At 66.9% G+C, this 19,389-nt stretch carries 11 protein-coding genes and 2 tRNA genes; 6 read left to right on the top strand and 7 right to left on the bottom strand.

Features of this window, described 5'->3' with window-relative positions:
- Positions 1-99: 99 nt before the first annotated feature.
- The 5 genes from K6142_RS03800 to lysS form a co-directional block, all read right to left on the bottom strand.
- The gene (locus K6142_RS03800) at positions 100-2,484 is read right to left on the bottom strand and encodes an N-acetylmuramoyl-L-alanine amidase (protein WP_190245013.1); all 2,385 of its coding nucleotides are present in this window, start codon (positions 2,482-2,484) and stop codon (positions 100-102) included.
- Between the two features lie 404 nt (positions 2,485-2,888).
- Positions 2,889-5,576 (bottom strand): outer membrane protein assembly factor BamA, encoded by a 2,688-nt coding sequence (gene bamA / locus K6142_RS03795; RefSeq protein WP_190245012.1) that lies wholly within the window; start codon positions 5,574-5,576, stop codon positions 2,889-2,891.
- Positions 5,560-6,303: an ABC transporter ATP-binding protein gene (locus K6142_RS03790; RefSeq protein WP_223290357.1), complete on the bottom strand. Its 744-nt coding sequence runs from the start codon at positions 6,301-6,303 to the stop codon at positions 5,560-5,562. Before K6142_RS03790 ends, bamA begins: the two co-directional genes overlap by 17 nt.
- Positions 6,304-6,320: 17 nt before the next feature.
- The gene (locus K6142_RS03785; protein ID WP_190245011.1) at positions 6,321-7,589 is read right to left on the bottom strand and encodes a lipoprotein-releasing ABC transporter permease subunit; all 1,269 of its coding nucleotides are present in this window, start codon (positions 7,587-7,589) and stop codon (positions 6,321-6,323) included.
- Between the two features lie 10 nt (positions 7,590-7,599).
- Positions 7,600-9,105: a lysine--tRNA ligase gene (gene lysS, locus K6142_RS03780; protein ID WP_015946611.1), complete on the bottom strand. Its 1,506-nt coding sequence runs from the start codon at positions 9,103-9,105 to the stop codon at positions 7,600-7,602.
- A gap of 274 nt (positions 9,106-9,379) precedes the next feature.
- Between lysS and K6142_RS03775 the strand changes: the two genes are divergently transcribed.
- The 3 genes from K6142_RS03775 (at position 9,380) to K6142_RS03765 (ending at position 13,219) form a co-directional block, all read left to right on the top strand.
- Positions 9,380-9,455, top strand: a tRNA-Asn gene (locus tag K6142_RS03775).
- 505 nt (positions 9,456-9,960) lie between these two features.
- The gene (locus K6142_RS03770) at positions 9,961-10,311 is read left to right on the top strand and encodes a hypothetical protein (RefSeq protein WP_190245009.1); all 351 of its coding nucleotides are present in this window, start codon (positions 9,961-9,963) and stop codon (positions 10,309-10,311) included.
- Positions 10,312-10,324: 13 nt separating this feature from the next.
- Positions 10,325-13,219, top strand: coding sequence for a cation-translocating P-type ATPase (locus K6142_RS03765; RefSeq protein ID WP_190245008.1), 2,895 nt, complete (start codon positions 10,325-10,327; stop codon positions 13,217-13,219).
- 141 nt (positions 13,220-13,360) lie between these two features.
- On the opposite strand, the gene K6142_RS03760 is transcribed toward K6142_RS03765, so the two are convergent.
- Together K6142_RS03760 and K6142_RS03755 are read right to left on the bottom strand one after the other, a co-directional pair.
- Positions 13,361-14,032 (bottom strand): radical SAM/SPASM domain-containing protein, encoded by a 672-nt coding sequence (locus K6142_RS03760; protein WP_190245007.1) that lies wholly within the window; start codon positions 14,030-14,032, stop codon positions 13,361-13,363.
- Between the two features lie 84 nt (positions 14,033-14,116).
- Entirely contained in the window at positions 14,117-14,797 is a 681-nt protein-coding gene (locus K6142_RS03755) for a methyltransferase family protein (protein ID WP_190245006.1), read from the bottom strand.
- A gap of 475 nt (positions 14,798-15,272) precedes the next feature.
- Between K6142_RS03755 and nhaA the strand changes: the two genes are divergently transcribed.
- From nhaA to K6142_RS03740, 3 genes are all read left to right on the top strand, one after another.
- On the top strand, positions 15,273-16,655 hold the full coding sequence (gene nhaA / locus K6142_RS03750) for a Na+/H+ antiporter NhaA (protein ID WP_190245005.1): 1,383 nt from the start codon (positions 15,273-15,275) through the stop codon (positions 16,653-16,655).
- 100 nt (positions 16,656-16,755) lie between these two features.
- Positions 16,756-16,831: transfer RNA gene (locus tag K6142_RS03745), tRNA-Asn, on the top strand.
- 368 nt (positions 16,832-17,199) lie between these two features.
- Complete coding sequence (locus tag K6142_RS03740; protein ID WP_223290356.1) at positions 17,200-19,200, top strand: methyl-accepting chemotaxis protein; 2,001 nt, start codon at positions 17,200-17,202, stop codon at positions 19,198-19,200.
- The last annotated feature ends 189 nt before the right edge of the window (positions 19,201-19,389 follow it).

Here is a 19,389-nt window from a genome sequence, read left to right as displayed (position 1 = left end):
GTTTCCCCGGCGCCTGCCGCATGCCACGCCGGGGGGCGCGATATGCAGGGGTTCGCGGTCAGTTATCCCCTTGTCGGTGGGGCGTCAAGGGGCGCGACATCACTGTGAAAAACGGGCAAGTTTGCGCTTGTACGTGGCCACGCCCTCGGCAATGCCGTCGGCCAGGGTGGAGAGGTACTGTTCCGAGTTCAGGCGGCGTGCCTCGTCCGGGTTCGTGCAGTAGCCAAGCTCCACCAGCACCGAGGGCATGCGCGCGCCCATCAGCACGTAGAACGGGGCCGAGCGCACGCCGTTGTCATGGGCGGGAAAGCCGCCGCGCCGCAGCCGGCCCAGGGCTGAATCCTGCACGAAATTGGCCACGTCGCGCGATTCCTGGGTCTTGGCGTTGAGCATGAGGTCGGTGAGGATGAATTGCAGGTCGCTGAGGCTTTTCTCGCTGACGGCGTTTTCGCGCGCGGCCACGCGGGTGGCGCTGTCGGTTCGCGCAAGGTCGAGGTAGTACGTCTCGAAGCCGCAGATGCGCGGGTCGTTGTTGGCGTTCACGTGCAACGACAGGAACAGGTCGGCCTTCTTGTCGTTGGCGTAGGCCGTGCGCTTGTCCAGCGGCACGAACACGTCCCTGTCGCGGGTGTAGATGACCGAAAAACCCATGCGGCGCAGGCGGTCACCCACCATTCTGGCCATCTTCAGGGTCAGGTTGCGCTCGACGATGCCGTTGCCCATGGCGCCCGGGTCCTTGCCGCCGTGGCCCGCATCGATCAGCACGGTATGCACGGTCAGGCCCAACTGCTCCACCAGGTCTTTGGGAGGGGCGGAGGGCGTGGCCTTGTCCGCCTCGCGCACGGGCACGGACACCCGCGAATCGTCGGGGCGCTGGCCATCGGGCAGGGCCGCATCCGTGGCGCCCACCTCTATGACCACCCGGTACGGGTTGCGCACGGCCTGCACCTTGTACCGCCGGAGCGCCTTGAAATCCAGGATGACCCGGGTGTGGCCGGACGAGGGCTGGTCTGAACGAACCCGCGTCAGCAACGCGCCGGACACCTTGGCGCCGGGCTTCACCGCGTCGTCGGGCAGGGCATCGGAAAAGTCGATGTACAGGCGCGGCGGGCGGCCTGCGCCGTTGTCCGGCGCGGCATACTGGCTGCGCCATTCCGTCTCGCGCGAAAGTTCGATGGTGATGGTGGCCCGGTCGTTGTCAGCCCGCCACGACACCTGACGCAGCACGGCGGGCTTGCCGCCGCGCGCGGGCGCCGGTGACGCGGGCGAAGATGACGCGGGCGAAGCGGAAACGGCAGGAGCCGCCGCCTTCCCCGGCTGGGCAGATACCGTTGTGCGCGCGGCGGTCAGGTCCGCCAGCAGGGCGCGGGCCTCTCCGGCCATGTCTCCCTTGGGGTAGCGGCGCAACTGCGCTTCCAGCAACTGGTGCGCACCCTCGGCGTCGTCCAGACGGGTGGCCCGCAGCCGCGCGGCGCGCAGCAGGCAGTCGTCGGCCAGCGAATCGTCGGGGTAGGCGGCCGCCGCGTCATTGTAGCGGGCCACCGCCGCGAGAAAATCGTCCTTGCGCCACGAGCGCGCAGCCAGTTCCTCTTGCGCCACGGCCATGCCGTAGGCGGCGTTGGGGGCCAGATCTCCTTCCGGCGCGGCATCCCGCGCGCCATCGTACAGGGCCATCACGCGCAGCCACGGTTCGCGCAGGGCGGCGCGCCTGGCGTCGCCGCGCACGGCCTCCAGTTCCTTGCGGGCCTCTGCGTAGAGCTTCGCGGCCTTGGCCGGGTCGCTGCGCGCGCCTTTTTTTGCCTTGGCTGGCGTTTTGGGAGCGGGAACGCCGTCGGACGCAGAGGCCACCGCCACCCCGCCACCCGCAGACCGTGCGGAATCACCCGTCGCCGAGGCGGGCACGTCGTCGTCCTGCTCCAGACGGCCAGACCGGCCAACGGCCACCGGCGCCTTGGGCGCATCGCCGCCGGGCGCGCCGGAAAGCGCAGCCAGCAGTTCGCGGGCGGGTTCGGCCATGTCCCCGCTGGGATAGCGGGTCAGGATGGAGTCCAGCAGCTTGCGGGAGGCGGCGACATCGCCAAGTCGGTTGCCCCGGATGTCCGCCGCGTGCAGCAGCGCGTCGTCGGCCAGCACGTGCCAGCCGTATTTGGCGGCCACCCGCTCGAAGCGGCGGGCGGCATCCTCGAAATCTGCCGTGCGGAATGAACGGCTGGCCAGTTCCTTCTTGGCCAGCGCGCCGTGAAACATGGCGGCGGGCACGTTGGGCCAGCGCGGATGCTCGCGGACCATGCCGTCGAAGCGGGACACCACGCGTTCCCACGGTTCGCGCAGCGCGCCGCGCCCGGCGTCCCGCTTCAGGGACTCCAGCTCTTTCTTGGCGGTGGCGTATGCGGACGCGGCATCGGCGGCCTTCGCCGGTGCGGGAAGGCCAATGCAGCAAACGAATGTGAGGGAAAGCAGAAGGAGGGCGAAAAACCTGTGCATGTCCGTTCCTGGGTTCCGCCGGGCGGCCACGGCGCAGTGCGGCCTGCAGTACCCCGGACGGGCTGCGGCGGCGGCAAACCCTACCGCAACCCGCGCCCCGTTGGCAACCCGTACCCGCGCACGGGCCTGCCCGGCGGGCAGGCCCGGCCTTGGGGCCAAGCGTGAGGCCAAACGCGCATGCCGCATACGCATGCCAAAACGCGCATGCCGGGCATGGCCGGACGGGGCCGGAGCCAACGCTGCTCCATTCGCGGTGCTCATCCCCCCCGGCGGCGTACAGGAAAACAGGCATCCGCGCGGCGCACCCCCATGCGTGGCACCCCGCACGCGCAAAAGGGGCGCGGCCTGCGCCGCGCCCCTGTCTTGTTGCGTATGTCGGAAGCCCCTTGGGGCCGCCCCATCGGCTAGAAGAACTGACCCATGGAGAACTCGAAGCGCCCGTTGGTCTTCTCGCCCTCGCGGTTTTCGTCCAGCGGAATCCCGTAGGCGAAGCGCAGGTCGCCCATGGGCGAGCGCCACCGGAATTCGAGGCCCACGGACTTCTTGATCTCGTCGTCCCAGGTGAACTTCTCGCTGGAGTCGGCGTTGAAGCCCACGTCGAAGAACGGCACCAGGGCAAGACCCAGTTCGGGATGGAACACCCAGATGTATTCCAGGTTGGCGAAGGCCATACGGTCGCCGCCGATGCGGTCGCCGGATTCCTTGTCGCGCGGGGAGATATCCTTGGAGCTGTAACCGCGGATGGAGTCGATGCCGCCGATGTAGAAGCGTTCGAACACCGGCACGTCTTCGTCGCTGGTTTCCAGCACCACGCCGCCGCGCACGCGACCGTGCAGCACGTGGTTGGGACGCCACTGGTAGTACTGTTCGGTCTGCACCGTGGGCTTGAAGAAGTTGTCGTCGCCCATCAGGATGCCGCCGCCGTATTCGGTGAATATCTTGGTGATATTGCCCCGGGTCGGGTTTTCGCGGCTGTCCGTGGTGTCGCGGGTGATGCGGCCGTGCGCGACGCTGGATATGTTGTCGCCTTCACGGTCGCGGATGATCTTCGCCGCGTCGTCGTTGACGTCGTACAGCTTGTAGAAGTCAAACCGGTACCCCCAGCCCACGGTGGTGTATTCGCCGATGGGGTAGGCGAAGCGGATGGTGTTGCCGATGGTGTTCTTGCTGAAGTCCGTGTACTCGTCGCGGATGTTGTACGCGTCGTAGCCCACCGACAGGTTGGTGTCGTCGTAGCGCGGGTTGGTGAAGGACCACTGGTACGCCGTGCGGCGACCGGAGAACATGGCCATCAGCGAGGTCTGGTAGCCCTTGCCGAACAGGTTGCGTTCCATGATGGTGCCGGACACGCCGAACTCGTAGTAGGTGGAGTACCCGATGCCGCCGATGAGCGCGCCGGTGTTCTTCTCCTTCACCTTGACCTTCAGGTCCACTTCCTCTTCGCGCTCGGTGGGCACCAGTTCCGTGCTCACGGCGTCGAAGTACTGCAGCTTGTTCAGGCGTTCCGCGCTGCGGCGCAGCTTCTTGCCCTCGAACATGTCGCCGTCGGTGATGCGCAGTTCACGCAGGATGACGTTGTCGCGGGTCTTGTCGTTGCCTTCGACCAAAGCGCGCCGGATGTACACCTTCTGCCGCTTGTTCACAGCGTAGGCTACGTCCACAACGGGTTCGTCCTCGTGCTTCTTGGTGCGGGGGTTCACCTCGGCGAAGGCGTAGCCGTAGTCCGCGTAGAAATCGGTAAGGGCCTTGTTGTCTTCCTGCATCACGTTGAAGCGGAAGAACCCGTCCTCCTTCTTCACGTCGTCCAGCTTGATGATTTCGGCAAGGCGGGTGTCGGGCTCGATGAGGTCGCCCGCAAAGGTCACTTCGCCCAGCTTGTAGCGCGGGCCTTCCTTGATGGCGAAGGTGACGATGATGCCGTCCTCTTCGTAGTCCACCTTGGGTGCGGCCACCATGGCGTCGAGGTAGCCGTGGTTCATGCAGTAGGCGGTGATGGCGGCGGAATCGCGCTCGAGGTGTTCGTCCTTGAGCACGCCGGAGCCAGTGATCCACGAGAACATGCCGCGCTCGGACAGCGCCAGCTGCTTCCTCAGGTCGTCGGCATCCAGCTTTTCGACACCTTCGAAGGCCACCTTCTTGATGTACAGCTTCTTGCCTTCCTCCACCTTCAGCACCAGACTGGCCCCCGCCCCGCCCGCGCGCGAATCGACGCGGTGCGAAACCTTGGCCAGGTAGTAGCCTTCCTTGCGGTAGAGTTCGGTAACCTTTTGCAGGTCCTGCGCAAGCAGCTTTTCGTTGAGGACCGATCCGGTCTTGGTGCTCATGGCGGCAAGAATGTCGTCCACGTCCACCTTGTCCGAGCCCTCTACGGCAACGTTTTCGATGCGCGGCTTTTCCTGCACCGTGTACACGAGGATCAGGCCTTCGCCGTCCTGCTCCACGTTGGCCTGCACATCGCTGAAATACCCGAGATCCCAGATGCGCTTCACTTCGCGGTTGATGGCGGCCGGATCCACCGGGTCGCCCTTGCGGGTGGTCAGGCGCATCAGCACCACGTCGGGGTCCAGCACCTTGGTGCCGCGCACCTTGACGTCGGCCAGGGTGTTGCGGCGCAGCAGGTCGGACGAGATGCGCTCGGCCAGTTCGTCCACGGCGGGCAGCACGTTGATCAACCCTTCCTTCTGGATGAAGAAGGGGCGCGCGGCGCGGATGCCCAGGGCGTCCACCACGCGCACGTCGATGCTGAATCCTTCGCCCACCTGGTTGAAGCTGCCGTAAACGGCAACGCCCGCGCCCGCCAGAACCGACAGGTCGCGCGCGGTGGACACGTCCAGGTTGGTCACGCGCTGGTCGCGCACCAGGGCCTGGGTGTCCTGCCGGGCAATGACGGTAAGCCCGCGCGCCACCAGGCGTTGCGAGATGAGTTCCGGCAGGTCGTCGTTGAGATATTCGAGGTCCGGTCCGGCATTCACCTGGAAAGGCAGGACAATGACGGTGGTATCCCTCGGCGTCTGGGCCGGAGAGGTTGCCGCGTGTGCGAGCACAAGCAGGGCCACCGCAAGGATGCGCCCCCATCTAGCGAGTCTGGTCATACAGCTCTCCGGCTCTGAGTTCTAGGCATCTGCCCATGAGGTCTGCCAATTCCCGGTTATGGGTCACGATGACGAGCGTCATGCCCAGTTCCCGGTTGAGTTCAAGCAGCAGGCGCGCCACCACATCGCCGGTGCGCGCATCGAGGTTGCCCGTGGGCTCGTCGGCCAGCAGCACCTTTGGCCGCATCAGGATGGCCCGCGCGATGGCGGCGCGCTGGCGCTCGCCGCCCGACAGCGTGGTTACCCGGTGCGCGGTCCGGTCGGCCAGGCCGACCAGGGCCAGGGTGTCGCGCGCCCGTGCAAGGGCCTGTGCGCGCGGCATGCCCGCGATGATGGCCTGCATGGCCACGTTTTCCAACGTATCGAATTCCGGAAGCAGGTGATGGAACTGGAAGACGAAGCCTATCTCGCGATTGCGCAGCCCCGCCTTCTCGTCCGGCGACATGGCTCCCATGTCCCGGCCCTGGAACAGCACCTGTCCCTGTGAGGGAGTATCAAGGGTACCCAGCAGATGCAAGAGGGTGGACTTGCCCGAGCCGGAAGCTCCGACAATGGCCACCGATTCCCCCTGGCGGATGGACAGGTCCACCCCGCGCAGAATGGTCAGCTGCTCGGCCGGGCCATCGTACTCCTTGTCCACGCCGGCAAGGCGGTACAGCGGCTCGCCGCTGCCCCCGTCTCCGGACGGGTGGGTGGACGCGTCCGGGGCCTGGCCGGGGGCGGTCATGTGCAGAAAATCCGTGCTCATTCGTAGCGCAGCGCTTCGGCGGGTTCCAGGCTGGCAGCCTGGCGCGCCGGGTAGATGGTGGCGACGAAGCACAGCAGCATCGAACTTGCGCCGATGGCCAGCATGTCGGGCCATTGCAGCAGCACCGGCAGGTGGTCCAGCGAATAGACGCCGTGCGGCAGCTTGATGAACTGGTAGCGCTTCAGAAGTTCCGCCACGCCCAGCCCCAGCACATAGCCAAGACCGGTGCCGATGGCCCCGATGACCGTGCCCTGAAGCATGAAGATGCGCCGGATCATGCCCCGCGTGGCCCCCATGGACATGAGTATGGCGATGTCGCGCGTCTTTTCCATGACCAGCATGACCAGCGTGGTGATGATCGAAAACGAGCCCACCAGCACGATGAGTACCAGAATCACGGCCATGGCCGTCTTTTCCAGCTTCAGCGCGGCGAACAGGTTGGCGTTCATCTCCATCCAGTGGCGGGTGTACAGCGGGTAGCCGCCCACGGCGCGGGTGACCCGTTCGGCAACCTGGTCCGCCTTGTACACGTCGGTGACGGCAAGCTCCACGCCCGAAACGGCGCCTTCGGGCAGGCCCAGCACGTCGCGCGCGGCGTCCAGCGACACGAAACCCAGCGAGGAATCGTACTCGAACATGCCGGTGGAGAACACGCCCACCACCATGAAGGGACGGATGCGCGGGGCAAACCCGGCGGAGGTCTTCTGCCCGGCGGGCGACAGCAGGTTTACCCGGCTGCCCACCACCACGCCCAGGCGCTGCGCCAGTTCGTCGCCGATGATCACGCCGGGCGGGCCGGAAAGGATGCCGCCCTCACTCGCGCCGGATGCGGGCGCGCGCGGTGCAAGGTCGGCCACGCTGCCCTTGGTCATGTTGGAAAGGATGCCCAGCACCGACGGGGCGGACTGCGGGTCTATGCCGCGCAGCACCAGGCCCTTCACCCCGTGGGGGGTGGAAAGCATTACTTCGGAATAGATGAAGGGTGTCGCGCCGCGCACCCCGTCCACCTGCCGGATCTTGTCGATGAGCTGCGGCGCGTCGCCAAGGCCGGAACGGTCGGCGGACATGACGATGCCGTGGGCGTTGGCGCCCAGGATCTTGTCGCGCAGGTCGGTGGTGAAGCCGTTCATGACGCCCAGCACCACGATCAGCGACGCCACCCCCAGCGCCACCCCCAGAATGGAGGTGACGGAAATGACGGAGATGAAGGTCTGCCTGCGACGTGCGAACAGGTAGCGCAAGGCCACGAACAGTTCGAAGCTCATGCGGGGCAGCCTAGCTTTCCGGCTTCAGCAGCGGGAACAGGATGACCTCGCGGATGGAGGGCGAGTCGGTCAGCAGCATGACCAGGCGGTCGATGCCCACACCCTCTCCCGCCGCCGGCGGCATGCCGTATTCCAGGGCGCGCAGGTAGTCCTCGTCCATGAAGTGCGCCTCGGCGTCGCCCGCTTCCTTTTCGGCCACCTGGTCCATGAAGCGCATGCGCTGGTCCACGGGGTCGTTCAGTTCGGAGAAGGCGTTGCCCAGTTCGCGCCCGGTGATGAACAGCTCGAAGCGGTCCGTCACGTCGGGCCGCTCGTTGTTGCGGCGCGACAGCGGCGAGATGTCGGTGGGGTAATGATAGATGAAGGTGGGCTGGATCAGCTTGCCTTCCACGTCCAGGTCGAACAGCTTGGCCTGCAACTTGGCCATCTTCTCGCCGTCCACCACCTTTTCGCCCCGTTCGCGGATGTATTTGCGCACCGCTTCGTAATCGTTGTAGAATTCCGGCTTGTGTCCGCCGATCTTCTCCAGCGAGTCATGGAACGAAAGGCGCGTCCAGCGGCCCGGGGTAAGGTCCACTTCCTGGCCCTGGTAGGTCACCACGTACGAGCCGCACACCTTTTCCGCCACGTGGGCGAACAGCTGCTCCGTCAGGTCCATCAGGTCTTCGAAGGTGGCGTAGGCCCAGTAGAATTCGCACATGGTGAATTCCGGGTTGTGCCGGGTCGAGATGCCTTCGTTGCGGAAGTTGCGGTTGATCTCGAACACCTTCTCGAACCCGCCCACCAGCAGGCGCTTCAGGTACAATTCCGGCGCGATGCGCATGTACAGCTGCATGTCCAGCGCATTGTGGTGGGTGATGAACGGCATGGCCGTGGCGCCGCCGGGAATGGGCTGCATCATGGGGGTTTCCACCTCCATGAAGCCCTTGTCCTCCAGGAAGCGGCGGAACTCGCGCACGATCAGGGTGCGCTTGCGGAAAATCTCTCGCGTGCGCGGCGTGACGATGAGGTCCACGTAACGCTGGCGATAGCGGGTCTCCACGTCCTTCAGGCCGTGGTACTTTTCGGGCAGGGGCCGGATGGACTTGGTGAGCAGGATGCACTGGTCGCACGACAGGGTCAGTTCACCCGTCTTGGTGCGGAACAGCGTGCCGGAAACACCCACGATGTCGCCGATGTCCAGCTTCTTGAAGTTGCGGTACGGGTCTTCGCCCAGCACCTCGCGCGCGGTGTAGCACTGCAGGCGACCGCTCTTGTCCATCAGATGGAAGAAGGTCACCTTGCCGAACGAGCGCTGCGAGACGATGCGCCCCGCGCAGGTGAAGCGCGTGTCGACGTTTTCCAGTTCCTCTGCGGTCAGCCCCTCGTATTCGGCCGAAATGGCCGCCACGTCGTGCTGTTTCACGAAACCGTTGGGGTACAGGGCTACGCCGTCGTCCAGCAGTTCACAGGATTTGACCACCCGGTTCTTGACGACTTCGTTCAGTTCGTCGCGGGTTTCTAGGCTTTCGAGCATGGGCATGAAATATTCCGCCCGCTCGGACTTGGTGGCAAGCTTGATCTTCTTGCGCTTCGACTGTTCCTGACTGCTCAAGGACGTTCTCCGTGGACCTGTTGATTCTGCCGGATGCCGGACTGCTACGGGTATGCCAATTGAGTGCGGCAGTCAAGAAACGCCCAAGGCGTCCGTTCGTCAACAGTTTTTTCACGCTGCGCGATTTTTTGCTTGACCGTCCGGCCCGTTGCGGGTACTTCACCCTCCGCGCCGGTAAACGCCCGGCGCGCCACGTTCCCCGGTGGCTCAATTGGCAGAGCGGGTGACTGTTAATCACTAGGTTGGCGGTTCAAGTCCGTCCCGGGGAGCCAGAATGCAAGGGCGCATGACCATGGTCATGCGCCCTTTTGCATTGCGTGCCGCCGCCGCGTGACCGGATATGGGCCGACTGCGGGCTGGCTGCGGACCGACTTCAGGCTGTGCGCGGGCCGGGCGCACGCTGGACATCGTGCAGCATATTTAATAGCAACATACCAATAGGCAAAGTTTCGGCGGGGCCTTGCCACCCTGCCGCGCAGCGCCGCACCTTCCCCCTTGGCGCCTTTCCCTCCCCGCGCCCAATTCGCGCCCCTTGTCTCCGTTCGGTGCGGCCGCTCCCCATCATGCGTGCCGCGTGCCGCATGCCGTCCGCCCGCATGGCCCCCCATGCTCCATGCCGCGCGCAACCGGACAAGGAGGAACGCCCCCCATCCCGCACAGCCCCCGTCAGACACGCTGCTTCGCGCCATTGCCGCTGGCGCGTGAGCGCGCACGAAGGGGCTGCCTTTGGATCCGCATGCTTCACCCACCCACTGCAAGACACGGAGGAGGCTTCGTATGGCTGGGGGAAACCAGCTGGGGATTTCCGCACTCTGGAAGACCGGAGACTGGCTGGCAGTCTGGCGGGGCTTTCTGATCATCATCCTGATTCTTGGCGGTCTCATCGTCAGCCTGCCCAAATTCAAAAGGACCACCGACGGCGAATTCGCCCAACTGGCAGAGAGCAAGACGCCAGAGGTGACCGCATTTGCCGCCCAGGCCGCCGCCAGGGGCGAGGCGGGCGTTGCCGCATCCGCCGCTCCCCATGCAACCCGGTCGCCCATGCAGCCGGCCCCAAAGACAACAGACCTTGCAGCAGCGCGCCGGGGGCTGCCCGCCCCGGCGCACCATCACTCCCTCCACACATGAACGGGAGCACTCCATGACCCATCCCGCATGGCACGCCATGACCACGGACGATGTGGCCCGCACCCTGGACACGGACCCGACGCGCGGCCTTTCCGCCAGCCAGGCAGAGGAACGCCTGTCCCGGCACGGCCCCAACGAACTGACCCACGAGGAGCGTGCCTCGCCCCTGCGCATGTTCCTGGGGCAGTTCGCCAACGTGCTCATCGTCATCCTGCTGGCGGCGGTGGTTCTTTCCGCCGCCGTGGGCGAGGTAATGGACGCGGCCATCATTCTGGTCATCGTGCTGTTCTGCGCGGTGCTGGGTTTCGTGCAGGAGTACCGGGCGGAACAGGCCCTGGATGCCCTGAAGAAGATGCTCTCGCCCACCACCAGCGTGCTGCGCGACGGCGCGGAGGCGCGCATACCTTCGGCCCAGGTGGTGCCCGGCGACGTGGTGCTGCTGGAGGCGGGCGACCGCGTGCCCGCCGACGCGCGCATCGTCGAGGCCCACGCCATGCGCTGCGACGAGGCCCCGCTGACCGGCGAATCGGTGCCCGTGGGCAAGGGCACGGATCCCGTGCCCGAGGACGCGGGCACGGCAGACCGGCGCAACATGGCCTTCACCGGCACCACCGTCACCTACGGGCGCGGACGCGCCGTGGTTACCGCCACGGGCATGGAAACGGCCTTCGGGCAAATCGCCCGAGAGGTGGCCACCGTGGAAACGGTAAAGACCCCGCTGGAAAAGCGCACCGAGGAAATCGGCAAGTGGCTGGGCATCATCGCCCTGACCATCTGCGTACTGGTGGCCGGTTTCAGCATTGCCCGCGAGGCCATGCACGGCAGCGTGGATTTCGCGTTCATCGTGTCCATGATCATGTTCGCCGTGTCGCTGGCCGTGGCCGCCGTGCCGGAAGCACTGGCCGCCATCGTCACCGGGGCGCTGGCCATAGGCATGCGCCAGATGGCCCGGCGCGGGGCGCTGGTGCGGCGCATGCCCGCCGTGGAGACGCTGGGCTGCACCACCGTGATCTGCACCGACAAGACCGGCACCCTGACGCGCGGCGAAATGACGGTGCGCGCGCTGTTCACCTTCTCGCCCGCCCCACCGGAAACAGCGGAAAAAGCCGGAGAGGCCACGGGCGCGGAAACCGAGGTCACCGGATCGGGCTACGAGCCCAAGGGCGGCCTGCGTCCTGCCGGACAGGGCAGCGCGGCATTCGCCGGCCCGCCCCCGCGCGAGGTGCAGGCCCTGCTGCTGGCGGGCGTGCTGTGCAACGACGCCGAATTGCTGCCCCCCGGCGATTCCGGGCAATGGACCATTCGCGGCGACCCTACCGAGGCCGCGCTGGTGGTGGCCGGGCTGAAGCTGCGCGCACCCGATTCCGGCAACGCCGCAGAATCCTGCCCGGCCTGGCTGGCCGCGCTGCCGCACACACCCGATACGGGCTGCGCCCTGCACCTGCGCGCGGCCAACCCGCGCGTGGAAGAGTTTCCGTTCAGTTCCGAGCGCAAACGCATGACCACCGTGCACGACCTGTCGCCCCAGGCCGCCCCGGTGGCAGGGGCGGACCGCGCGGCCTTCATGAAGGGCGCGCCGGAGGTGGTGCTGGCCCGGTGCGACCGGGTGCTGGCGGGCGGAGAGATACGCCCCCTGACCTACGCCGACCGCGCTGCCGTACAGGCGGCGGCGGAACGCATGGCCGGGCGTGCCCTGCGCGTGCTGGCCCTGTCCATGCTGCCGCTGGAAAGCGGCGCGAATCCGGCCCCGCCCACCCCGCCTGCTGAAGACGAGGCCGAGCACGGCCACGTGCTGCTGGGCCTTGCGGGCATGATGGACCCGCCCCGCGACGAGGCGGCGCAGGCCGTGGCCACCTGCCGCCGGGTGGGCATCCGCCCGGTGATGATCACCGGCGACCACCGCCTGACCGCAGAGGCCGTGGCCCGCGAGATCGGCATCCACCGCGAGGGCGACGTGGTGCTGACCGGCGACGGGCTGGCCGCGCTGGACGACGCCACCTTCGCGGGCATGGTGGACCGGGTCAGCGTGTATGCCCGCGTCTCGCCCATGGACAAGCTGCGCATCGTCAAGGCGTGGAAGGCGCGCGGCGACGTGGTGGCCATGACCGGCGACGGGGTGAACGACGCCCCGGCGCTGAAGCAGGCCGACATCGGCGTGGCCATGGGCATCGCCGGAACCGAGGTCGCGCGCGAGGCGGCAGACATGGTGCTGACCGACGACAATTTCGCCTCCATCGTGAACGCCATTGAACTCGGACGGTGGATTTACGACAACATCAAGAAATACCTTACCTTCCTTCTGCGTTGCAACATCACGGAGGTGGCCGTCATCGGCGGCATGGTGCTGCTGCTGGGTCCGGAATACCTGCCCCTGCTGCCCGCCGCCATCCTGTACATCAACCTTGCCACCGACGGCCTGCCCGCACTGGCCTTGGGCGTGGCCCCGCCGGACCCGGACATCATGGACCGCCCCCCGCGCGACCCGCGCGAAAGCGTGTTCACCTGGGACGTGAAGGCCTTCGTGCTGCTGGCGGTGTGCCTGGAGATTCCGCTGTTCTTCGCCCTGTTCCTGCACGATCTGGCGGACATCGGCACCGCGCGCACCGAAATGTTCTTCCTGTTCATCATCGTGGAGATGATCATCGCGCTGAACTTCCGGTCCATGCGCTTCGGCATCATGCAGGCCCCGCCGCACGGCTGGCTGCTGCTGTCCATCGTCTGGGAAGTGGCGCTGGTGGCCGTGCTGGTGCAGTTTGCCCCGGTGCGCGAGGCCTTCGGCATCCACATCCCCGACGGGCGCACACTGGGCATCATCACTGCCTTCGGTGCGGTGGTGTTCGCCTCCATGGAGGTGGCCAAGGTGTTCATTCGCAGGCGGTTGGCGGCAGCCCCCCCGCAGTCGGCCTGAACAGAGCGGCAGAACCGGCGGGGATTGGCAACGTCGGCAAAGCTGGCTGGGATTGGCATTACGGCAAGCCGGGAATGCCGGAACACGCCGGGCCACGCGAAGCGACCCGGAGGAGAAGCGCGGGCACGCAGGGGGATGCGCTCAGTGCACCCGCAGCTTGATGCACCCCTCGCAGGGCGGTGGGGGCGTGCCCCGCGCATGGGCGGCCCGAAACGCCGCATAGGCCGGGCGGCGCCACAGCTCGGCCAGGGGGGCGTCCTCCACGCTGCCGAACAGCATGCGCCCGGCCGCCACCGTGCGATTGTCGTCACGCGGACGGCCACCGCACAGGGGCAACGCTTTGCCCGCCCGGGCCTTGGCCTCGCGCAGGGCATCCAGAGCGGCCAGCACCCGTGCGGTCGGAGCGCCACGCCGCACCGCGTCGTTGCGGGCACCGACGCCCGCCAGCGACAGGGCCACCAGGTCCACCCCGGCATCCACCAGTACACCGTCCATGCCTGCATCCAGATGCACGCCGTTGGTGGTCAGCCCCACCACGTACCCCGCCTGCACGGCTTCTGCCAGCATGTCCGGATACCGGGGGTGCAGCAGCGGCTCGCCCCATCCCTGCAAGTGCAGATGGCGCGCCCCCCGGCTGGCGGCCAGCACCCGCCGGAACAGCGCCATGGACATGTCCTCGTCGCGCCATCCTCCCCCGCAGGCGGTGCGGGGGCAATAGACGCACGCCGCGTCGCAGCGGGTGGTCACCTCCACCTGCATCCAGTCCCACCGGGGGCGGCGGGGGCGGAACAAAGCGCGCAACGCCGGGAACATGTTCCCTCCGGTCCCGAACGGCCTGCGGGCCATCCTGCGGAACCCTCCACGGGTGCGGCCCATGGAGCCTGATGCGGCCCCCGGTCAGTCCTGCATGCGGAACGGGTTGGGCCACAACCGGTTCACCCGGGCGGCGTAGCGATCCCATGCTTCACCGAAGCGGGCGGCCAGGAACGATTCCTCCACCACCACCGTCTCGCGGAACAGCGCCCAGGCCACCACCGGCCCGGCCAGCATGGGCCACGAGGCGAAACACAGCGCGATGCCCGGCAAAATGCCCAGAATCCATGCCGCGTAGATGGGGTTGCGGGTTATCCGGTACGGGCCGCCGGTGACCAGCCGCCCCTCCTGACGGCCCGGTTTCAGCTCCGCCCAGGCGCGGCGCACGGCCAGCGTGCCCGGCAGCAGGGCGCACAACCCCATGAGTACCCAAGCCCAATGGGGCAGCATTCCCATGCCGAAGGGCCCCGGCAGGGCCAGGGTAAGCGCCGCCCCGCCAAGCTGCGCCAGCAGGGCGGGCACCACGATGCGCGGCCCCGCGCCCCACAGCGAAAGTTCTTCCGGCGTCACGCCCCCGGCGCGTTCGTCCTCGTGCGACGGAACCACGCGGGGGATGGCCGCGCCTTCGCCGCCCATGCCCGGTTCGCCGAAATGATCGCCCTCGCCGTGCGGCAACCGGAAGGACCCCGGCTGCCGGTCGTCGGCCTCGTCGGTCCGCAGCAGCGCGGAGTATTCCCGCGCGATGTCCAGATGATCGTGCTTCATGGCGGAACCTCCATGCCGAAGGGTTTTCCACGCCTGCATCATACCCGAATCACCAGCCAGCAGGGAAGCCCCCCCCGCCACACCACCCCGCGCGTGCCGGCGCCCCGATCACCCGATGCCGCCGCCGGTCCGATTCCCGCGCGCCCTGCCCCGGCGCGTCGTCGTCCGGCATGTCCCCATATCCCCCTGCCCCACCTGTCACCCTGTCACCCCGTCGCGCACATGCGCGAACCATGCCGTTTTCCTGCATCGTGAACCTGTCGGGGCGATCCCGTCACCCCGTCGCGCGCACGCGCGAACCATGCCGGTTGCCATACCCCCACCGGCATGGCGACAATCATGCCGGTCATATGCATATGCGAAACATCCATCCGGATTGCTGCACGCACAACAATTGCGGCCTTATTTTCTTGACTGTCCGCAACGCATGCATATTATACATAGTTAACTCTTCAAATCATCTTCTGGAGTCCATATGACGCACGACACCGGTCACGACCTGCGATCCTCTTACGCACGGCCTGCGACCCCTGCCGATCGCCTGCTCGACCCCTTCCTGTCCTTCATGCGCATGGAGGCAGCAAGCGGTATCCTGTTGCTTGCCTGCACCGCACTTGCGCTGTGCGCGGCCAATTCGTCCCTGGCCCCAGCCTGGAATGCCTACTGGCAACACCCCTTCGCCATGGGACCGGAAGGCTACGAACTGCGCAAGCCGCTGATCCTCTGGGTGAACGACGGCCTGATGGCCATCTTCTTCTTTCTGGTGGGCCTGGAAATCAAACGCGAGATGCTGGCCGGAGAACTGGCCACCCCCGCCCAGGCCCTGCCCCCCGTGCTGGCGGCGGCGGGCGGCATGGCGGCCCCGGCGCTGGTCTACCTTGCCTTCAACCTGGGCCACCCTTCCGGCATCGCGCAGGGCTGGGCCGTGCCCATGGCCACCGACATCGCCTTCGCCCTCGGCGTGCTTTCGCTGGCCGGGGACCGGGTGCCCCTTTCGGTCAAGGTGTTCCTGACCGCCCTGGCCATTGCCGACGACATCGGCGCGGTGCTGGCCATCGCCCTGTTCTACACGGCGGACATCTCTCTGGTGGCGCTGGGCATCGGCTTTGCCGCGCTGGCCGTGGCCGCGCTGGGCAACTGGCTGGGGGTGGTGCGCACCCTGTTCTACGTGCTGGCGGGCGCCGTGACCTGGGTGGCCTTCCTGAAGTCGGGCGTGCACGCCACGGTGGCGGGCGTGCTGCTGGCCTTCTGCATTCCCACCCGCGCACGGGCCACCCCCGGCGACCTGGTTTCCGCCGCGCGACGCCTGCTGGACACCGTGGGCAACGGCGCCGCCGACGCCCACCTGCTGGCGGACGGCCACCGCCACGCCGCCGTCGAAGCCATGGAAACCGCCGCCCGCCACGCCGCAACGCCCCTGCGCAGGCTGGAGCACGCCCTGGCCCCGTGGGTGGCCTGGGGCATCATGCCGGTGTTCGCCCTGGCCAATGCCGGGGTATCCATCAGCGCGGACCTGCTGGGGGGCCTCGGCAACCCGGTGACCATGGGCGTGGCCGCAGGGCTCTTCTTCGGCAAGCAACTGGGGGTGCTGGCCGCCGTGTGGCTGCCGGTGAAGCTGGGCCTTGCCCGGCTGCCCCGCGACATGACCTGGCGGCACGTGTACGGCATAGCCCTGCTGGCGGGCATCGGCTTCACCATGGCCCTGTTCGTTGCCCAACTGGCCTATGCCGACGCGCGCACCCTGGACTACGCCAAGGTGGGCATCCTTGCCGCCTCGCTGGTGGCCGGGGTATGCGGCTGGCTGGTGCTGCGCACCGCGCCGTCCCATACTGACCGGACGGACGCGCGCACGCCGTGATGCAGCGGCGGGACCGCGCCGGAGCGAAAACCTGCGCCTCGCGCTTGACAAAGAAGCGGCTTCACCATACACACCTTTTTCGCCGCAACGACGGCCACGTTCCCCGGTGGCTCAATCGGCAGAGCGGGTGACTGTTAATCACTAGGTTGGCGGTTCAAGTCCGTCCCGGGGAGCCAGAATGCACAGGGCGCATGACCATGGTCATGCGCCCTTTCTTGCGTCCGCAGACGGGCGTTTGCCCCGCCCCCCTATTTCCGCCCCTCCTTCCCCCTGCTCCCATATTTTTTTCAGGGGGTAATCCCCCAGTGGATGCGAACAGCGCATCCCGTGAAAAAACAGCTCCTTCGATGTCCAGGTTGGCATGGCATGCCAATTCGCGCGAGCGGTTACGCACCGCATCCGCCGATAGACACGCTTCAATGTCTTATGCTAGATACAAGACTTTGCATTACCAGACACACTCACCTGATGAACAAGGGAGATGGCAGCAATGGTCTCGCAGAGCATTCGTACGACCATGCTCATCATCATTGCCGGCGTTGTATTGCTGATACAATCTGCGCTGGTCGTGGTGGTGGCGAAAACCGGCTACGATGACGGACTGGCGGAAAAGAAGCGTGAAATGCGCCTGATGGCCGAAACCATTTCCAAGTCGGTGTCCGATTTCGGCCTGCGCCAGGTGGACATGATGCGCGGGGCATCGAGAGTACCGGTGCTTCGCCAGTTCCTGCAGGGCGACGCATCGCTCGAAGGAGCGGCGGCAGAAGTCATCACGGCCATGTCCCAGGCGGCCCCCGGCGTGAACACCTACTACCTGTTCAACGCGCAGGGCAGCCAGGTCATCCTGCGTGCCCAGGGCAAGCCGGGCAAGCCGAACAACCTGGCAGACCGCGAATACATCAAGGCCGCGCTGTCCGGAAAGGAAGGCTACAGTTCATCCCCCACCAAGAGCCTGGCCACCGGCAAGCTCATCATCAGCGTCACCGCCCCCATCTTCGACGATTCGGGCCGGGTGCTGGGCGGCGTGGGCATGTCCTACGCCATCGACGGACTGGTGGAAAACTACATCGACTCCGTGAAGATCGGCGATACCGGTCGCCCCTTCTTCCTTTCGCCCAAGGGCATCGTCATCGGCCACCCGGATGATTCCATGATCCTCAAGGACATTTCCGCCAATCCCGGCGTTGCCGGGATGATCGTCGCAGCCAACGGCCAGAACGCCGTCACCCGTGATGGCCGAGAGATCATGCTCACCTGGACCCGCGTGCCCAACTGGAACTGGATCCTGGGCATTTCCATGGACATGGAAGAAATCGCCGCTCCCGCCGTGGCCCAGCGCAACTACATGATCGCCATGGGCATCGCCGCCATCGTGGCGCTGATCGGGGTCTGCCTGTTCGCCCTCGACCGCATTGCCGTGCGCCCCATCAAGAAGCTGGAAGGTTACGCCTCCACCGTGGCCGCGGGCAACCTGGACGACACCCTGGAGCTTGCGCAGCGCAACGAGATCGGCAAGCTGGCCGACAGCCTGCGCACCATGGTCACGAGTCTGAAGGGCAAGATCACCGAGGCCGACGAAAAAACCCGCATGGCCCACGAGGAATCGGCCCGTGCCGCCAGGGCGGGACGCGAGGCGGAAGAGGCCCGCGCCGCCGCCGAACGCGCCCGCGCAGAAGGCATGCTGCACGCCGCCGCCAAGCTGGAGAGCGTGGTGGAAATCGTCACCTCCGCCTCCGAGGAACTGTCCGCCCAGGTGGAGCAGTCCAGCAGGGGCGCGGAAAGCCAGAGCGCCCGCGTGGGCGAAACGGCCACCGCCATGGAGGAAATGAACGCCACGGTGCTGGAGGTGGCCCGCAACGCCTCGCAGGCAGCCGAATCTGCCGAAAACGCCAAGGGCAGGGCCGAAAGCGGCGCCACCCTGGTCACAGACGTGGTGCGCAGCATCGCCGAAGCCCAGACCCAGGCGCTGTCCCTCAAGGCCGACATGCAGAGCCTGGGCACGCAGGCCGAAGGCATCGGCCAGGTCATGAACGTGATCACCGACATCGCCGACCAGACCAACCTGCTGGCGCTGAACGCGGCCATCGAGGCGGCCCGCGCCGGGGATGCCGGACGCGGATTCGCCGTCGTCGCCGACGAGGTGCGCAAGCTGGCCGAAAAGACCATGAACGCCACGCGCGAGGTGGGCGACGCCATCCGCAACATCCAGCACGGCACCCGCCGCAACATCGGCAACGTGGAGCAGGCGGTGCAGCTCATCGACAATGCCACCGGCCTCGCCAACAAGTCGGGCGATGCGCTGCTCTCCATCGTGCAACTGGTGGACGTGACCTCGGAGCAGGTGCGCTCCATCGCCACGGCGGCGGAACAGCAGTCCGCCACCAGCGAGGAGATCAATCATTCCATCGAGGACATCAGCCGCATTTCGGCGGAAACCTCCGACGCCATGCGCCAGTCGTCCGTGGCCGTCACCGAACTGGCCCGCCAGTCGCAGGAAATGAAGTCCGTCATCGACGGCATGAAGCGCGAGGCCACGGCCGCGTAAGCCGTGCCGCGTGCTGCACGCGGGATGCGGGATGCGGCACGTCGGGCGAATGCCGCCCATGCCGCCAGACACAGCTGAACAGCCTGTGCAACCACGGGGCCGGAGCGGCGCTGCACGCCTTCCGGCCCCTTTCCATCCTTTCCGGATGCACGGCCTGCCATGCACGATGGCCGACGGCCCGCCGCGCGT

Origin of the sequence: Nitratidesulfovibrio sp. SRB-5 (genome assembly GCF_019931275.1) — a bacterium.
Lineage (GTDB): Bacteria > Desulfobacterota > Desulfovibrionia > Desulfovibrionales > Desulfovibrionaceae > Cupidesulfovibrio.
This window is presented reverse-complemented; position numbering and strand designations above follow the sequence as displayed.

Bases quoted from the DNA above. Each gene is read 5' to 3' on its own strand.
- K6142_RS03800 (WP_190245013.1), bottom strand. From the start codon at position 2,484: ATGCACAGGTTTTTCGCCCTCCTTCTGCTTTCCCTCACATTCGTTTGC.
- bamA (WP_190245012.1), bottom strand. From the start codon at position 5,576: ATGACCAGACTCGCTAGATGGGGGCGCATCCTTGCGGTGGCCCTGCTT.
- K6142_RS03790 (WP_223290357.1), bottom strand. From the start codon at position 6,303: ATGACCGCCCCCGGCCAGGCCCCGGACGCGTCCACCCACCCGTCCGGA.
- K6142_RS03785 (WP_190245011.1), bottom strand. From the start codon at position 7,589: ATGAGCTTCGAACTGTTCGTGGCCTTGCGCTACCTGTTCGCACGTCGC.
- lysS (WP_015946611.1), bottom strand. From the start codon at position 9,105: ATGCTCGAAAGCCTAGAAACCCGCGACGAACTGAACGAAGTCGTCAAG.
- K6142_RS03770 (WP_190245009.1), top strand. From the start codon at position 9,961: ATGGCTGGGGGAAACCAGCTGGGGATTTCCGCACTCTGGAAGACCGGA.
- K6142_RS03765 (WP_190245008.1), top strand. From the start codon at position 10,325: ATGACCCATCCCGCATGGCACGCCATGACCACGGACGATGTGGCCCGC.
- K6142_RS03760 (WP_190245007.1), bottom strand. From the start codon at position 14,032: ATGTTCCCGGCGTTGCGCGCTTTGTTCCGCCCCCGCCGCCCCCGGTGG.
- K6142_RS03755 (WP_190245006.1), bottom strand. From the start codon at position 14,797: ATGAAGCACGATCATCTGGACATCGCGCGGGAATACTCCGCGCTGCTG.
- nhaA (WP_190245005.1), top strand. From the start codon at position 15,273: ATGACGCACGACACCGGTCACGACCTGCGATCCTCTTACGCACGGCCT.